This is a genomic window from Telluria sp. ZB4P37 (assembly GCF_059685855.1).
The window spans coordinates 125,178-140,917 of record NZ_JCASID010000004.1 but is presented as its reverse complement, the minus strand read 5'-3'; the positions used below and the strand labels follow the sequence as shown (position 1 = coordinate 140,917).

The following is a 15,740-nucleotide window of genomic DNA, read 5'->3' as shown; positions in this document are numbered from 1 at the left end:
CTGGGTGGTTGATGCCTCGTGGAGCTATACTGTACATAAGCACAGTACGGCAACACGAGATGATCAGGGTTCTGGAAAACGAGTTTTATTATCTGGACAATTTCCAGCGCGTCCTCGACTGGATCGGCGAACGCTATCGCGACCTGTTGGGCGAGGAAGAGCTCGCTTTCCTGTCCGCCTTCCCCGCCCTGCCCCAGAATGCGCGTGCCCTGTTCGTGCGCATGGTCATGCGCAAGGGGAATCTGTTCCGCGCCAGCAAACTGAACTATGCGGAAATCGGCTGCCCGGTCGAAGCTTCCCAACACCTGCTCGCCACCGGCTGGGTCGACACCAACCCGAGCCTCTCCCTCGACGAATTGTTCGACCTGTTGTCAAAGCCAGAAATCGCCGCCGCCTTTCGCGAGCGCCTTGAGCAGAAGAACGCGCGCAAGGGCGATCAGCTCGAGGCCTTGCGCCCGGCATTTCAAGAACAGCGCCCCTTCGCCGACTGGTATCGCGACTGCACCGACCTGGCCCTGCGCATCCTGGTCAAGCCACTGTGCGACCGGCTGCGCCTGATCTTCTTCGGCAACCTGCGCCAGGACTGGACCGAGTTTGTGCTGTCCGACCTCGGGATGTTCCGTTACGAACAGGTCGAGATCTCGCAAGCTTCGCGCGGCTTTCGCTCGCGCGGCGACATCGACCATTTCACCGTCCTGCACGCCTGCAAGGAACGCTTCTCCGCCGGCGAACCGCTCGACGAAGTGGTGCGCGACCTGCCGTCCCACGCCTTCGACAACGACTGGCTGGTCAGCCGGCGCGAGAAGCTGCTGTTCCAGATCGGCCAGCAGTACGAGAAAGCGAAGGACTGGGACAATGCCCATGCGGTCTATGCGCGCTGCCGCTTCCCCGGCGCGCGTGGCCGCGCGATCCGTGTGCTGGAAAAGCACGAGCGCTTCGATCAAGCCTATGAGCTCTTGAGCCTCGCGCAAGCCGCACCCGAGAGCGAAGCGGAGCGCCAGCACCTGCTGCGCGTGGCCCCGCGCCTGGCGCGCCGGCTCGGCCACGCCAAGCTGGCGCCGCGCCGCACGCCGGTCGCCCATCGCCTCGACCTGTGCCTGCCGATGCCCGCGGGCGACTGGTGGGTCGAGGGCGTCGTGCGCGACCACCTGGCAGGCGAGGATGCGCCCGTGTTCTATGTCGAGAATGCGCTGGCCAATTCCCTGTTTGGACTGTTGTGCTGGCGCGCGATCTTCGCGGCGCTTCCCGGCGCCTTCTTCCACCCCTTTCACCGCGGTCCGGCCGACCTGTACAGCCCCGACTTTCATCAGCGCCGCGAAGCGGAATTCGCCGCCTGCCTGGCCGAACTCGACGACGGCAGCTACCGCGACAACATCCGCCGTACCATTCTGGAAAAGGCCGGCATTGCCTCCCCCTTCGTGCATTGGGAAGCGCTCAGCCCCGAACTGCTCGAGCTGGCCCTGGCCTGTATCCCGCCCGCGCACCTGCGCAAGTGGTGCGAGCGCATCCTCGCCGACGTCAAGGCCAACCGCACCGGCTTCCCGGACCTGATCCAGTTCTGGCCGGGCGAAGCGCGCTACACCATGATCGAAGTGAAGGGCCCGGGCGACCGCCTGCAGGACAACCAGCTGCGCTGGATCGACTACTGCGCGGCGCACGAGATGCCGGTGTCCGTGTGCTACCTGCAGTGGGAGCAGGCTGCTTGACATACAGCGTCGCAGTACGCGCCCTGTGCGAATTCACCGCCAAGGCCGGTGACCTCGACCTGCGCTTCACGCCCTCGCCCACCGCCCAGGAGGGCATCGCCGGGCACGCCGTCGTCCAGGGCCGGCGCGGCGGCAACTACCGCACCGAGGTGTCGCTCTCGGGCGAGTGTGGCGATTTGCACGTGCGCGGACGCGCCGACGGCTACGACCCCGACCAGAACCTGGTCGAAGAGATCAAGACCCACCGCGGCAAGTTCACCTCGATCCCCGACAACCACCGCCATTTGCACTGGGCCCAGGTGCGGGTCTACGGCCACCTGCTGTGCCGTGAGTTGGGCCTGGCGCAGGTGAACCTGGCGCTGGTGTATTACGACATCGGCAGCGGGATTGAGACCGTACTGCGCGAGACCCGGGGTGCGGCAGAACTGGCCGCCTTGTTTGCCGAACTGTGCGAGCGTTTCTCGAGCTGGGCGGCGCAGGAGGCGGCGCATCGCGCCGCGCGCGACGGCGGCTTGGCCACCATGCGCTTTCCGCACACAGAGTTTCGGCCCGGCCAGCGCGAACTGGCGGAGAATGTCTACCGCGCCAATACGAGCGGGCGCTGCCTGCTGGCGCAGGCGCCGACCGGCATCGGCAAGACCATCGGCAGCCTGTTCCCGGTGCTCAAGGCGATGCCGCAGCAAAGCCTGGACAAGCTGTTCTTCCTGGCCGCGAAGACACCGGGCCGGCGCCTGGCGCTGGACGCCACCGCCAGCCTGACGGGCAAGGCCGGCATCCCGATCCGCGTGCTGGAACTGACCGCGCGCGACAAGGCCTGCGAACATCCCGACAAGGCCTGCCAGGGCGACGCCTGCCCGCTCGCGAAAGGTTTTTATGACCGCCTGCCGGCCGCACGCTTGGCTGCCGCCCAGGTATCCGTCCTCGACCGCGACGCCTTGCGCGAGGTCGCGCTGGCGCACGATGTCTGCCCCTATTACCTCGGCAGCGAAATGGCGCGCTGGGCCGACGTGGTGGTGGGTGACTACAACTACTATTTCGACGGCGGTGCGATGCTGTATGCGCTGACCATCAACAACGGCTGGCGCGCCAGCGTGCTGGTCGACGAAGCCCACAACATGGTCTCGCGTGCGCGCTCGATGTACAGCGCAGAGCTGGACCGCGCCAAGCTGCGCATCGTGCGTGCCAACGCGCCCGAGGTCATCAAGAAAGCACTGGAACGCGTCGGCCGCGCCTGGACTGGCGTCGACAAGGAAGCCCCGGCGCCCTACCAGGTGCTGCAGGAAGTGCCGTCCAAGCTGATCGACGCGCTGCAGAACGCGACCAGCGCGGTCAACGACTTCCTGGCCGAGGTGCCCGGGCCGCTCGACCCGGACCTCCAGCGCTTCCATTTCGACGCCCTGGGTTTCCTGCGCCTGGCCGAATCCTTCGGCGAGCATTCGCTGTGCGACCTGGAGCGCGCAGGACCGCGCGACTCCGTGATCAGCATCCGCAACGTGGTGCCGGCGCCCTTCCTCAAGCCGCGCTTCGCGCAGGCGCACTCGGTGACGCTGTTTTCGGCCACGCTCGGTCCCTGGCATTATTTCTGCGACCTGCTCGGCATGCCGCCAGACACCGCCTGGGCCGACGTCGCCTCGCCCTTCACCGCCTGCCAACTCGAGGTGCACATTGCGGGCGGCATCTCGACGCGCTACCAGCACCGCGCCGCCTCGCTCGGTCCCATCGCGGACCTGATCGCGCGTCAGTACGCGGCGCGGGAAGGCAACTACCTGGCTTTCTTCAGCAGTTTCGACTACATGGAGCAGGTAGCGGCGCAGCTCGAACAGCGCCATCCGGGCGTGCCGGCCTGGCGCCAGGAACGGCGCATGAGCGAGCCTGAGCGGGCCGCCTTCCTCGATCGCTTCACCCTTAGCGGGCGCGGGGTCGGTTTCGCCGTGCTGGGCGGCTCTTTTGGCGAAGGCATCGACCTGCCGGGAGATCGCTTGATCGGCGCTTTCGTGGCCACGCTCGGCCTGCCGCAGGTGAACCCCGTGAACGAGCAGCTGCGCGAACGCATGGGCGCGATGTTCGGCTCCGGCTACGACTACACCTATCTGTATCCCGGCATGCAGAAGGTGGTGCAGGCCGCCGGCCGCGTGATCCGCACCGAGCAGGATCGCGGCGTGGTCTGGCTGATCGACGACCGCTTCGGAAAATCGGATGTGCTGTCCCTGCTGCCCGCCTGGTGGAAGGTCGACGGCCGCGACGGCGCGCCGGCCTAGCGCATCAGCTCGCGCAGCTTCTGGTAGCCGCTGCGGCTGATCGGCAGCCTGGCCCCGTCCTGCAGCACGGCGCAGTAATTGTCCTTGCTGCTCGGTTCGATGCGCGCGATCGAACCCAGGTTGACGATATAGGAGCGGTGGATGCGGATGAAGACCTGCGGGTCGAGCTGGGCTTCGAGCTCGGCCATGCGCTGGTTCTTGAGCCAGGCCTTGCCGGCGCTTGTGACCTGCACGTAGTCGTCCTGGGCTTCAATGTAATCGATGGTGGACGCAGGCACCATGTGCACGCGGGCGCCGTCCTTGATCAGCACGCGTTCTAGGTAGCCGTGGCGCTGGGCCGCTTCGGCGACCACGGCCTGCAACTGCGCCGGCGGCGTGCGGCGGCTGCGCGCATGCGCCAGCGCCTGCGCCAGGCGTTCGCGCGAAAAGGGCTTGAGCAGGTAGTCGATCGCATGCACCTCGAAGGCGCGCAGCGCGAACCCGTCATAGGCGGTGGCGAAAATGTAGTGCGGCCCGGCTCCCGCCAGCTCGACCACTTCGAAGCCATCGAGCTTGGGCATCTGGATGTCCAGGAACACCAGGTCTGGATCGAGTTCGCCGATGGCCTTGACCGCTTCGAAGCCATTCGCGCATTCGCCGACGATCTCGACGTCGGGATGGGCGCCGAGCAATTCGCGCAGCAGCGCGCGCGCCAGGTATTCGTCGTCCACGATCAGCACGCGCATCCAGCTCTCCTCATGATTTCTCGTTTGTCTCTGCGGGCAGCACCAGCTCCACCCTGAATGTCTTGTCGTCGCGTGCCCAGTGCACGCTGCCGTCCCTGCCGTAGGCCGCGGCCAGCCGCTGGCGCACGTTGACCAGGCCGATGCCCTTGCCGGGCTGCTGCGCTCGCGCGTCGTCGGGGTCGATGTCGTTCTCGACCCGGATACGCAGCAGCGAGCCCGCGCGTTCGGCCGTTACCGTAATGGTACCGCCATCGAGCAGCTGGCCAATCCCGTGCTTGACCGCGTTCTCCACCAGCGGCTGCAGGATCATTGGCGGCAGCAGGCAGTCGCCGGCGCCTTCGCCGACCTGCTGCGCAAAGGCCAGGCGCGGGCCGAAGCGCACCTGCTCGATCGCCAGGAATCGTTCAACCAGCCCGACCTCCTCGCTCAAGGCCACCTTGCGGTGGGCCTCCAGGCCGAGCGTCTGGCGAAAGAAGCCCGCCAGCTGCAAGCTCATGTCGCGCGCGCGGCTCGCATCGATGCTGGTGAGCGCACTGATCGAGTTCAGGCTGTTGAACAGGAAGTGCGGATCGACCTGGGTGCGCAGCATGCGCAGTTCGGCGTCCTGCGCCAGCAGGCGCGATTCGAGCGCACGGGTCTCGGCGCGGCGCGCGCGCTCGAACTCCAGCACGAGGTAGTGGGCCACCGCGGTCATCCAGTACAGCAGCATGCCGATCCCGAGCATGAGCGCCACGAAGGGACGCGTCACCTCGACCGCCTCAGGCAGCACCAGCGTGCAAAGGTAAGCCCAGGCGCTGCCCGCCGCGCACCAGAGGATGGCGGCGCTGAGGGCGCTAAAGAAGAACACCGACAGCACCGCGCCCAGCGGGCGCTGCCCCAGCGGATAGGCGCGGCACAGGTAGTAGGCGGAAAAGCCGCAGGCGCTGGCATAGAACAGCGTCAGCGGCAGCGCGAACAGCAGGCTGGCGGCGGGACCAAAGCCCGTGGTCGTAGTGATCAGCCCTGCCAGCAGTACGCCCAGCATCAGCCAGGCCAGCAGGTAGAGCGCGACGCTGCGCCGCGCCCAGGATCCGCCGTTCATCGGGTCTCGACCATCAGTTGCGTACTTCCACGCCGCCCATGATGGCGTAGCCGCGCACGACCAGGCGCTTGCTGTTGTCCGGCGGTGCGATGGTCTTTTCCTCGAAGCCGCCCATGAGCGGCGTGCCGTCCAGGATCACCGTCCAGTCGGGCGGAACCTTGAGCGTGACGCCGCCCCAGAAGGCGAACACGTTGACCACCGCCTCGCCCTGGATCGACGAGTTGCGCAGGTCGAGCGCGCAGCCGCCCATCACCGCCGTGATCTCGCCGCCGCGGAAGTTCGGCGTGAAGACGCGCCGCTCAAAGCCGCCCAGAATGGCGGTGATATCCACCACACCTTCGCCGCCGAGATCCGTTTCGCCCTTGACGCCGTCGATCGAAATCAGGCGCCGCCCGGTGCGCGCCTTGACCAGGGTGTAGATGCCGAAGCCGATGAAGAACAGCGGCCACAGCACACGCCAGTTGAAATCGATGATGTCCATCCGGTCCAGCATGATCACCACGCCCAGGGCGATGAAGCCGGTGCCCAGCATCCGCCCGCCGCGGGTCTGGGTGTCGCACAGCTTGACGGTGCCGACGATGATGAACAACATCGGCCAGAACGACACGGCGCGGCGGGTGTCGAGAATGTCGAGGTTATCGAGCAGGAACAGCATGCCCACGAAGATCACCAGGAGGCCCAGCACGACCTGGCTGGTCACGCCCTTGCGCTGAAGTTTATTTTGCATGGTCGTTCTCCGGATGGTTGAGGGCAAGGCGGCGCGCAATAAAAGGCTCGGCGACCATCTTCACGCCCCAGGCCAGGATGAACAGCGGCCAGCTGTTGCGGAAGGTGAGGCCAAAGACGTGCTCGAAACAGGCGAACAGCCACAGGCCGATGAAGACGGTCCAGAGTCCGTTGCCGAATTCGCGCGGGCTCGGGTAGCCGATGGTCTGGTTGATGCCGACGACGACCAGCAGCAGCGGCCAATAATGCCACAGCGAGCTGGCGTCGAGATAGTCAAGGCGGTCGAGCAGGATGACCGCACCAACTACAATCAGGAACAGGCCCCAGACGACCTGCTTGCGCCACCGGTATGCATCTTCGTAGTTCATGTTGCGACTCCTCGTATGTGATCGGAATGGACATACGATAGCGGACAGCCAAGGTCCGGGAAAAGCGCAAATCGGTGAACGGCGGCCCCAGGGCGGTGAACGGCGAAGAATTCGGCGTGTTGCGAAGCAGGACGGTGGATGGCGGCCAATTGCAATCTAGCGGGCCTGATACGGAAGATGGACGAAAAAAAGCCCGCCTTTGAAGGGCGGGCTTGCGGGCCGGGCGGTCTATCAGGCTTGAGCCGACAGGTCCATCTGTGGACGGCCCTTGACCTGGTTGCGGTATTTGCCGCGGGCTTCGGCCATTTTCACGGCTTCGCGCGCGATGTTGATGCGGCGGATTTCCAGGCGTTCCTGTTTGCCGCGGTGTTGTGCTTCGTGTTTGTTGCCGATCTTGTTAGTCATGAACGTCTCCTGGTTGACACCGTGCTGTCGGTGATGCCCGCCCCGTCCTGGCGCGGAATGGATTTACGAGCGGTTGCTGCCCATCTTGAGATCGGCCGGCATCAGCATGCCCCATCCCAGCTGGCGCCGGATTTCTTCCGGCGTCGGGGGCGGTGCGGAATCCCGCGAGCGACGCTCGAGGTATTCGCGTACCAAATGCTTGGGTGGGTGCTTGATCTCGGACATGGCATCCTCCGCTACTGTTTGGGGCCTTCGCTGTCGCGCCGGCCCGGATCTGGTGCCGGTCCTCGAGGCGACCGGCTAACCTGTTGAGCTGTTGGCGCCGCGCTTGTCGCGCAGTCCCTCACTCACACAGGTCCATCATAACGATGGCCCGGCAAAACGACCGTTAGGTAGCACACACTTTTCGATAGGCCACCTCCTACAAGGCGGTTAGCCGCAAAGGAAAGCGCAGCGTCCGGTCGAAAAAAAGGGGAGCCGGAGCTCCCCTTCTAAACGGACCTGCAAGTGATCAGAAGCGGTACTTCAGGTTCAGGTAGTAGATGCGGCCCGAAACGTCCAGCTTCTGCTGCTCTTCTTCGCTGTAGCGGTAGTAAGCGCGCTTCACGTTGGTCAGGTTGGTCGCGTTGAACGACAGCTGCAGGTTCGGCATCAGGTTGTAGCTGGCGTTGAATGCCAGCGTGGTCACCGGTGCCGCGATGGTCGGCGCGACCGGCATCAGGATGCCGTTGATGGTCGACAGGCCCTGGCTGTTGGCGTTCGGCGCCGGCGCGGTCGAGGTGTTGATGTACTCGCTGCGATAGTTGGCGACCAGGCGGGCCGACAGCTTGTCGTTCTCGAAGTACAGGCCCAGGTTGGCCGCGTATTCCGACGCGCCCACCATAGGACGGCCGTCGTCGACGCGGGTCCTGGACTTGCTGGCGTTCGAGGTGAAGCCGAAGCCGGTGTCGCCGAAGGGCTGCTCGTACATCACTTCGATGCCGCGGATGCGCGCGCCCTGCTGCGAGGCCGAATTGACCGCGAAGTTCTTGACCTGCGAGTCGCGCGGATCGAGCAGCTGCACCGTGTCCTGGCTGGCGACGCCTGTCTTTGGATAGCCGGTGATGTTCGAGGCGAACAGGTTGAAGCCGAACATCGAACGGCTACCCAGGTACCACGAGTAGGACAGGTCGAGGTTCTTGGAGAACAGCGGCTCCAGGTTCGGGTTCGGGCCGTTGACCTGACAGACGCCATCGGTACAGGCCGGCGAGCCGTAGCCGGCGCCGAGCAGGTTGTAGTTCTGGCGCGCGATGGTCTTGCTGGCGCCGAAACGCAGGATATGGTCCTTGGCCAGCTCGTAGCGCACGTTCATGCTGGGCAGCAGGTTGTTGAAGGTGCTTTCCTTGGCTTCCTTGAAGTACATCACGCCCGAGTTGACCACGAAGGGCACGCCATCGTAGTACTGCACGCCGTCGCTGGCGGTGGTGATCGCGCCCGGCACCGCGGCGCAGGTGGTCACCGGCTTGCCGGGTTCGGTGCGTGGGCACAGGCCGGCCGGGATCGGCGACGGTACCGCGGCATTGATCTTCGTGCGCACATAGCGCAGGCCGAGGTCGCCCGACCAGCGGTCGCCTTCGAGGTTGGCCATGACATAAGCCGCGCTCTGGCGCTCGCGCATGTCCAGTTCGGTCGAGACGCGGCGTTCCCATTCCGCGTTGGTCGGCTTGTAGTTGGCGGCGAAATAGGCCTTCAGCGCTTCCGGGGTCAGGGTCCAGCTGGTGTTGTCCCAGCCGGCCGGGCCGTCCAGGTCGGCGCCGAAGTCGGATGGATACTGGATGAAGTTCGAGGCCGCGGTCGGCTCATTCGCCGACAGGGCGCCGGTGCGCAGCTGCGGGAAGCGGCGCGCGCTCTCGCGGCGGTGGTCGGCATGGCGCGCGCCGAAGTCGAGCGACTTCAGCAATCCGTGGTCGAGCTTGTATTCGGCATCGAGGTTAAGGCTGGTTTCCTTGTCGGTGGTCTTCACGCCCGAAGCGGCGCGGCCGCTTAGCACGAAGCCGCTGCCGTCGGCATTGCGTCCCGGGACGTTCGGGCCGGTGCCGAAGTACTGGACGAACGGTGCGTCACGCAGGTCGCCCAGCGCATAGCGCACGCCGGTGCCGTAGCGGGTGTAGGTCAGGCCCTGGTCAAGACCGGTCTCGCCGGTGCCCTTGGTGCTCGACAGCAGGCCCTTGACGGTCAGGTCCTGGCTCACGCGGTACTTGACGTCGAGGTCGAGGAAGGCGCTGGTGGCCTTGGCGCCCTCACGGTAGGCGCCCTCGGTCTCGCCGATGTACTGCGGGGTGGTGCCCGCCGGGTAGACGATGTCGGCCGATTTGAGCACCTTCAGGTCGTGGCCGTAGATGGTGCGCTCGGTCACGATGACCGGGTTCTTGATCTGCGCGTAGACGCGCTGGCCGTTCGACAGGGTCGGCGCGGCGCCGCCCTGCACGCCGCCCTGGCCGCGCAGCATGCTGAACATGGCGCCGGCGTTGAGGCGGCCGAAGTTATCGGCCTTCATCTCGGAATGGAAGCCGGTCATGGTCATGTCGAGGTCGGCGTTCGGCTTGAACTGGGCAGAGAACATGCCGCCCTTGCGGTCACGCACGCTTTCGACGAATTCGGTGCTCATCGAGCCCGGGATGCGCACGCCGTTCAGGTCCGAGGCCTTGTAGCCGGTGCCGGCCAGCGACGCGTCGGTAACGCCCAGCATGGTTGAGGTATTGATCACGTCCCAGCCGCTGCCACCAGCGTAGGCGAAGCGCGAGGCCGAATCACGGCGCACGAAGCGCTTCTCGGCGAAGCCCTGCGCGATGAAGCCGAAGGTATTCGACTCGTTCTTCCAGTTGATCGACGCATTGATGTCGTGCGCCGCCTTGCCCGGCAGCTCGGAGTACACGCCGCCGAGGTTGACGACGCCGGTCAGGCGCTCCTTCTGTGCCAGCGGCTTGCGGGTGCTGACGTTGATCGTGCCGGCCATGCCGCCGTCGACGATGTTGGCCTGCGAGGTCTTGTACACGATGGCCTGGTTCAGCACCGAGGACGGCATCAGGGACAGGCTGGTCGAGCGGCTGCTGGAGAGCTGGTCGGCGACGTACCAGTCGCCGCCCGAGACGGTGTGGCCGTTGAACAGGATCAGGGTGTGGTCCGGGTTGGAGCCGCGCATGGCGACCTTCTCGGCTTCGTCGTAGTCGGTGCGCACAGCCACGCCGGCGAGGCGCTGCAGCGAATCGGCCAGGTTCTTGTCCGGCATCTTGCCCACGTCTTCGGCGGTGATCACCTCGACGTTCGCGCCCGCATCGCGCTTGACGGCCAGCGATTTCGCCATCGAGGCACGGATGCCCGTGACTTCGACGGTCTGGATCTGGCCCGCGGGTGTATCCTGCGCCATGGCCGGCACGGCTGCCAGGCTCCATACCGCCATCGATACGGCCGCGGCGAGCGGCTTCTGCTTGAACATGTGTCTCTCCTGATGATTTTAGCTGTAGTGTGGTGCTGTCGATCTGCCAAGGCAGGCGCCATCGCTGCCATTCTCGGAGTATTGATGAAGTAGGCCCTTGCTGAATAATCACTTGTTTTAGACGCTATATAACTTTGAGGAATGTACATATTCAGGGCTTGCGAAAGTTATACGGTGCGCATCAAATTTCATTACCCGGCAAGCCGCACGCGGGAGTAGCGTTAGGATATCGATGACGACTCCTCCACTCCTTCCGACGACCATGCGCCTTGCCCTCACGTTCCTGGTTGCCGCTGCCCTTACCGGCTGCGCCAGCCCTCCCCGGACCACTCCCGCTACGCCCCCGGCCGAGATTGCGCTCGCCGCTGTGCTGCAGAAGCAGGTCTACCAGATGACGCCGCAGGAAGCCGGCCGCTACATCGCCCATATGCAGTCCAGCGAGCCGGGCCTGCGCAAGCGCATCGCCGCGATCGGGCGCAAGAACCTCGGCCAGCCCTATTCGCTGCACCTGCTGGGCGAGTTCCCGTATGAAATCCACGACGATCTGCCGCTGTTCAGCCTGAAGCAAAGCGACTGCGTGGTATTTGCCGAACATACCTATGCGATGGCGCTGTCCGGGTCGTGGGAAGAATTCTTCTGGATGCTGCAGCGGATCCGTTACCGCGACGGCGTGATCGGCGTGGCCACCCGCAACCACTACACCGAGATGGACTGGAACGTGGCCAACCGCTGGCTCGTGACGGACATCAGCGCGCAGCTGGCGGGCGCGGACGGGCCCTCGTATGCAATGACGGTGGACCGGGCGCGCTTCCTGCGCACCCGCCACGGCACCGTGCGTGACATTCCGGTGGAGAGCAGCCGCCAGTCCTTTGTTGCCAAGGAGTCGGTGGCGGCCATCGCCGCCCAGCTGCAGGAGGGCGATTTCGTGAACGTGATCTCCACCCGCGACGGCGAATACTGGGCCTCGCACGTCGGCCTGGTGGTGCTCGGGCCGAATGGCGAGCGCCACCTGCTGCATTCGCAGGCGCCGCAGGTGCGCGAAGAGACCTTCGACTCCTTCATCGCGCGCGCCCTGGAGCGCGAAGCGCGCAATGCACGCGAGGGCAAGCGCGGCCAGGTGCTGGCCGGCTTCAAGTTCCTGCGCCTGAATGAACCGCTCGTGGTGCCGCCAATGGCGCCGCAACCGCGTCCGGCCCGCCCGCCCGGCGCCTGATGTTTGTATGCGTCGCCGGTGCATGCCGGCGCCGCGTAGTCCTTCCTTCCCTGCTTCCTTCCCCGGCTTCCTTCCCCGGCTTCCACCAGCCGCGCCTGCTACATCCCTCCTTCGCCTTTGTTTCGGGTTGCTCGCGGCCAGAGCCCCTGCCGTTTAGGCAGTTTCTCAACAGTTAAATAATCAATAGAAATTAAACAAGCGATTTATTTCCTTTTTACATTTCTTATATTTAATTCTACCCCCTTTCGTTTTAATTCACTCTTTGCCGTTGAGTCAAGTCAAGCTCCACACGTAGTGGTCGCCAGATAATAAATTTACAAAATTTATTGAATGCCCACACTTGGCTTGGTGCCGAAACCTGATTCATTCTTTTCAAATAATCTCCGCCAATCAATTAAACGCAGCGTCACTCTTTTTATTAACCACCAGCGGATCGCCATGTCGAATTCTAGCTTCGATCTTTTCAGCCAGTTGTGCACCAGGATGGTGTCAATGAGCCGCACCAGCAAGATCGCCCTGATGGTGACGGCCGACCTGCTGGCATTGCCGGTGTGTTTTCTGATCGCAATGATATTACGCGGTGGAGATTTGCAGCTCGCAATGAATTACGGGCCAGCGTCGTATGTCCTGGTCGCCGCGGTCACCATTGCGGCATTTTCCATTTCCGATCTTTATCGCGCGGTGATCCGGTTTATCGACCAGCGCTTATTAAGTTTGACCGGTGCAGCCCTGGCATTCGCCATATTATGTGTTTATGTCGTATTAATCGTGATGAACGAGCCGCGTTTTCCACGTAGCGCACTCGCAATTTACTGGTTTGTCGTTTTTTCGTATGTCGTCATGTCGCGCATCGGGCTGCGTAACCTGCTCCGGGCGCGCGGCGGGCGCCCCACCAGCAAATCCGACGCGGTGGCCGTCTACGGGGCCGGCGAAGCTGGCGCGCGCCTGGTGCAGGCCATGCGCCACAGCGACGAATACCGCCCGGTCTGCTTCTTCGACGACAAGCGCGCCCTCAGCGAACGCACCATTTCCGGCCTGCGCGTCTTCAATACCGCGCGCCTGGGCGAACTGGTGGCGGCCCAGGGCATCCGCACCATCGTCATCGCCCTGCCCTCGGTGCCCCCGGAACGTCTGCGCGACATCATGCAGCGCCTTGGCCAGGCCGGCGTGCCGACCAAGATCCTCAGCCGCGTGGTCGACCTGGCCGACGACCGTCCACCGGCGCGCGGCACCATCCGCGAACTCAAATTCGAAGACCTGCTGGGCCGCCCGCCGGTGCCGCCGCGGCTCGACCTGTTCGCCCGCTGCGTGCGCGGAAAAAGCGTGCTCGTCACCGGCGCCGGCGGCTCGATCGGCAGCGAGCTGTGCCGCCAGATCGTCACCCTGACCCCGAGCGAACTGCACCTGCTCGACCACTCCGAATACGCGCTCTACACCGTGCGCCAGGAACTGACCACGCGCTTCCCGGCGCTGACCATCCATGCCCACCTGGGCTCGGTCTGCAACAGCGACCTGGTCGAGCGGGTCCTGCGTGAAGGCAAGGTCAACACCATCTACCATGCGGCCGCCTACAAACACGTGCCCCTGGTCGAGACCAATATCGTCGAAGGCTTGCGCAACAACGTGGTCGGCGCCCAGGTCGTGGCCAGCGCCGCCGCCAGGCACCAGGTCGAGACCTGCGTCCTGATTTCCAGCGACAAGGCTGTTCGCCCGACCAACATCATGGGCGCCAGCAAGCGCATCGCCGAACTCATCTTCCAGGCCGCCGCCGTGCGCCACGGCGCCCACACCACCTTCTGCATGGTCCGCTTCGGCAACGTGCTCGGCTCGTCCGGCTCGGTGATCCCGCTGTTCCAGCGCCAGATCGCCAGAGGCGGCCCGATGACCATCACCCATCCGGAAGTGTCGCGCTACTTCATGCTCATCGCCGAAGCGGCCCAGCTGGTGATCCAGGCCGGCGCGATGGCCAAGGGCGGCGACGTGTTCGTGCTCGATATGGGCGAGCCGGTCAAGATCGTCGACCTGGCGCGCACCATGATCGCCATGTCCGGCCTGACCGAGCGCACGCCGCAGAACCCGCGCGGCGACATCGAAGTCCAGTTCGTCGGCCTGTTCCCAGGCGAGAAGCTGCACGAAGAGCTGCTTACCGACGGCACCGTCTTCCCGAGCGAGCACCCGCGCATCATGCGGATGAAGGAAAGCGCGCTGCGCCCCAGCGTGCTCGAGACCTGCATCAGCTGCCTGATGATGGCCTGTGAAACCCATGAGCGCGGCACGATCGAATCGATGGTCAAGGCCATCGTCGCCGAATACGTGCCCACTTCGCCCGACCTGGCGCCGCCGCTGGTGGCCGACACGCCGCGTCCGAGCCTGATCAAGAAGTTCGTACCGTTCCGGATCTAGGTCCGGAACCCTGCCCTACCCACTGTCACTGACTGACGAGGATACCCATGCGCGACGAGAACACCTCCCCTCACCTGGAGCAGCTGCTGGCAAAGCTGCAGGACCGCACCGCCGTCATCGGCATCGTCGGCCTCGGCTATGTCGGACTGCCGCTGATGCTCTGCTACGCGGCACAGGGCTTCCGGGTGCTCGGCATCGACATCGACAACGACAAGATCGAGCGCCTCAACCGCGGGGAGAGCTATATCAAGCACATAGACGCCAGGGCCATCTGCGCCGCGCGTGAGCTCGGCTTTGAGGCCACCGCCGACTTCACCCGCGCCCGCGAAGCCGACGCCCTGATCATCTGCGTGCCTACGCCCCTCAATGCCTATCGCGAGCCCGACCTGTCCTTCGTGCTCGGCACCGTCACCGCCCTGCTGCCCTATGTGCGCCAGGGCCAGGTGGTGTCGCTCGAAAGCACCACCTATCCCGGCACCACCGAAGAAGAACTGCGCCCGCGGCTGGAGTCGCGCGGCTTCACGGTCGGGCGCGACCTGTTCCTGGTGTTCTCGCCGGAACGCGAAGACCCGGGCAACCCCCATTTCCAGACCCGCACCATCCCCAAGGTGTGTGGCGGCACCACTCCCGCCTGCCTGGAAGCCGGCCTGTCCCTGTACCGGGCCGCGGTCGACCATGTGGTGCCGGTCAGTTCCACCCGCGCGGCCGAATTGACCAAGCTGCTGGAGAACATCCACCGCGCGGTCAACATCGGCCTGGTGAACGAAATGAAGATCATCGCCGACCGCATGGACATCGACATCCACGAGGTGATCCGCGCCGCCGCCACCAAGCCCTTCGGCTTCACGCCCTACTACCCGGGCCCGGGCCTGGGCGGACACTGCATCCCGATCGACCCCTTCTACCTCACCTGGAAAGCCCGGGAGTACGGCGTGCACACCCGCTTCATCGAACTGGCCGGCGAGATCAACAGCGACATGCCGCACTGGGTGATCGGCAAGGTGGCCGACGCCCTCAACGAGCGCGGCCGCTCGATCATGGGCAGCCGGGTGCTGGTGCTAGGCATCGCCTATAAAAAAGACGTCGAGGACATGCGCGAGTCGCCCTCGGTGGCGCTGATGGAGATCCTGCGCCGCAAGGGAGCGACCGTGGATTACTCCGACCCGCACGTGCCTAGCTTCCCGCGCATGCGCGAACACCGCTTCGAGCTCTCCAGCGTGGCCCTGACCCCGAACGCGATCGCGTCCTACGACGTGGTGCTGGTCGCCACTGCGCATACCGCCTTCGACTACGAGCTGTTGCGCCAGTACGCCAACCTGATCGTCGATACCCGTGGCGTGTATACCGAGCGCCTGCCGAACGTCGTCAAAGCCTGAGCCC

At 64.9% G+C, this 15,740-nt stretch carries 12 protein-coding genes; 5 read left to right on the top strand and 7 right to left on the bottom strand.

Going from position 1 to position 15,740, the window contains the following annotated elements:
• Window positions 1-59: 59 nt before the first annotated feature.
• Together AC56K1_RS09955 and AC56K1_RS09950 are read left to right on the top strand one after the other, a co-directional pair.
• Entirely contained in the window at window positions 60-1,706 is a 1,647-nt protein-coding gene (locus AC56K1_RS09955) for a VRR-NUC domain-containing protein (RefSeq protein WP_497157682.1), read from the top strand.
• A complete protein-coding gene (locus AC56K1_RS09950) occupies window positions 1,703-3,964 on the top strand; it encodes an ATP-dependent DNA helicase (protein ID WP_497157681.1) in 2,262 nt (753 codons plus the stop codon). The genes AC56K1_RS09955 and AC56K1_RS09950 overlap by 4 nt, the downstream gene beginning before the upstream one ends.
• Here AC56K1_RS09950 and AC56K1_RS09945 read toward each other — a convergent pair.
• The 7 genes from AC56K1_RS09945 to AC56K1_RS09915 all read right to left on the bottom strand — a co-directional run bounded on the left by AC56K1_RS09945 (window position 3,961) and on the right by AC56K1_RS09915 (window position 10,744).
• Window positions 3,961-4,689: a LytR/AlgR family response regulator transcription factor gene (locus AC56K1_RS09945; RefSeq protein ID WP_497157680.1), complete on the bottom strand. Its 729-nt coding sequence runs from the start codon at window positions 4,687-4,689 to the stop codon at window positions 3,961-3,963. The genes AC56K1_RS09950 and AC56K1_RS09945 overlap by 4 nt on opposite strands.
• 10 nt (window positions 4,690-4,699) lie before the next feature.
• A complete protein-coding gene (locus AC56K1_RS09940; RefSeq protein WP_497157679.1) occupies window positions 4,700-5,770 on the bottom strand; it encodes a sensor histidine kinase in 1,071 nt (356 codons plus the stop codon).
• 13 nt (window positions 5,771-5,783) lie between these two features.
• On the bottom strand, window positions 5,784-6,497 hold the full coding sequence (locus AC56K1_RS09935; protein ID WP_497157678.1) for a LiaI-LiaF-like domain-containing protein: 714 nt from the start codon (window positions 6,495-6,497) through the stop codon (window positions 5,784-5,786).
• Entirely contained in the window at window positions 6,487-6,864 is a 378-nt protein-coding gene (locus AC56K1_RS09930) for a LiaF transmembrane domain-containing protein (RefSeq protein ID WP_497157677.1), read from the bottom strand. The genes AC56K1_RS09935 and AC56K1_RS09930 overlap by 11 nt, the downstream gene beginning before the upstream one ends.
• A gap of 231 nt (window positions 6,865-7,095) precedes the next feature.
• A complete protein-coding gene (locus tag AC56K1_RS09925; protein WP_497157676.1) occupies window positions 7,096-7,269 on the bottom strand; it encodes a hypothetical protein in 174 nt (57 codons plus the stop codon).
• Between the two features lie 63 nt (window positions 7,270-7,332).
• Window positions 7,333-7,494: a hypothetical protein gene (locus tag AC56K1_RS09920; protein ID WP_497157675.1), complete on the bottom strand. Its 162-nt coding sequence runs from the start codon at window positions 7,492-7,494 to the stop codon at window positions 7,333-7,335.
• Between the two features lie 286 nt (window positions 7,495-7,780).
• Window positions 7,781-10,744, bottom strand: a complete 2,964-nt coding sequence (locus AC56K1_RS09915) for a TonB-dependent receptor (RefSeq protein WP_497157674.1) — start codon at window positions 10,742-10,744, stop codon at window positions 7,781-7,783.
• A gap of 232 nt (window positions 10,745-10,976) precedes the next feature.
• Here AC56K1_RS09915 and AC56K1_RS09910 point away from each other — a divergent pair, with 232 nt between their 5' ends.
• From AC56K1_RS09910 to AC56K1_RS09900, 3 genes are all read left to right on the top strand, one after another.
• A complete protein-coding gene (locus tag AC56K1_RS09910) occupies window positions 10,977-11,957 on the top strand; it encodes an N-acetylmuramoyl-L-alanine amidase-like domain-containing protein (protein WP_497157673.1) in 981 nt (326 codons plus the stop codon).
• A 492-nt stretch (window positions 11,958-12,449) separates the two neighbouring features.
• Window positions 12,450-14,360: a polysaccharide biosynthesis protein gene (locus AC56K1_RS09905; RefSeq protein WP_497157672.1), complete on the top strand. Its 1,911-nt coding sequence runs from the start codon at window positions 12,450-12,452 to the stop codon at window positions 14,358-14,360.
• 47 nt (window positions 14,361-14,407) lie between these two features.
• Window positions 14,408-15,736: a nucleotide sugar dehydrogenase gene (locus AC56K1_RS09900; RefSeq protein ID WP_497157671.1), complete on the top strand. Its 1,329-nt coding sequence runs from the start codon at window positions 14,408-14,410 to the stop codon at window positions 15,734-15,736.
• Window positions 15,737-15,740: the final 4 nt, after the last annotated feature.

Coding starts and splice junctions, on each gene's coding strand:
- AC56K1_RS09945 (WP_497157680.1), bottom strand. CDS start 4,689: ATGCGCGTGCTGATCGTGGACGACGAATACCTGGCGCGCGCGCTGCTG.
- AC56K1_RS09935 (WP_497157678.1), bottom strand. CDS start 6,497: ATGCAAAATAAACTTCAGCGCAAGGGCGTGACCAGCCAGGTCGTGCTG.
- AC56K1_RS09940 (WP_497157679.1), bottom strand. CDS start 5,770: ATGAACGGCGGATCCTGGGCGCGGCGCAGCGTCGCGCTCTACCTGCTG.
- AC56K1_RS09915 (WP_497157674.1), bottom strand. CDS start 10,744: ATGTTCAAGCAGAAGCCGCTCGCCGCGGCCGTATCGATGGCGGTATGG.
- AC56K1_RS09930 (WP_497157677.1), bottom strand. CDS start 6,864: ATGAACTACGAAGATGCATACCGGTGGCGCAAGCAGGTCGTCTGGGGC.
- AC56K1_RS09910 (WP_497157673.1), top strand. CDS start 10,977: ATGACGACTCCTCCACTCCTTCCGACGACCATGCGCCTTGCCCTCACG.
- AC56K1_RS09955 (WP_497157682.1), top strand. CDS start 60: ATGATCAGGGTTCTGGAAAACGAGTTTTATTATCTGGACAATTTCCAG.
- AC56K1_RS09905 (WP_497157672.1), top strand. CDS start 12,450: ATGAGCCGCACCAGCAAGATCGCCCTGATGGTGACGGCCGACCTGCTG.
- AC56K1_RS09900 (WP_497157671.1), top strand. CDS start 14,408: ATGCGCGACGAGAACACCTCCCCTCACCTGGAGCAGCTGCTGGCAAAG.
- AC56K1_RS09925 (WP_497157676.1), bottom strand. CDS start 7,269: ATGACTAACAAGATCGGCAACAAACACGAAGCACAACACCGCGGCAAA.
- AC56K1_RS09920 (WP_497157675.1), bottom strand. CDS start 7,494: ATGTCCGAGATCAAGCACCCACCCAAGCATTTGGTACGCGAATACCTC.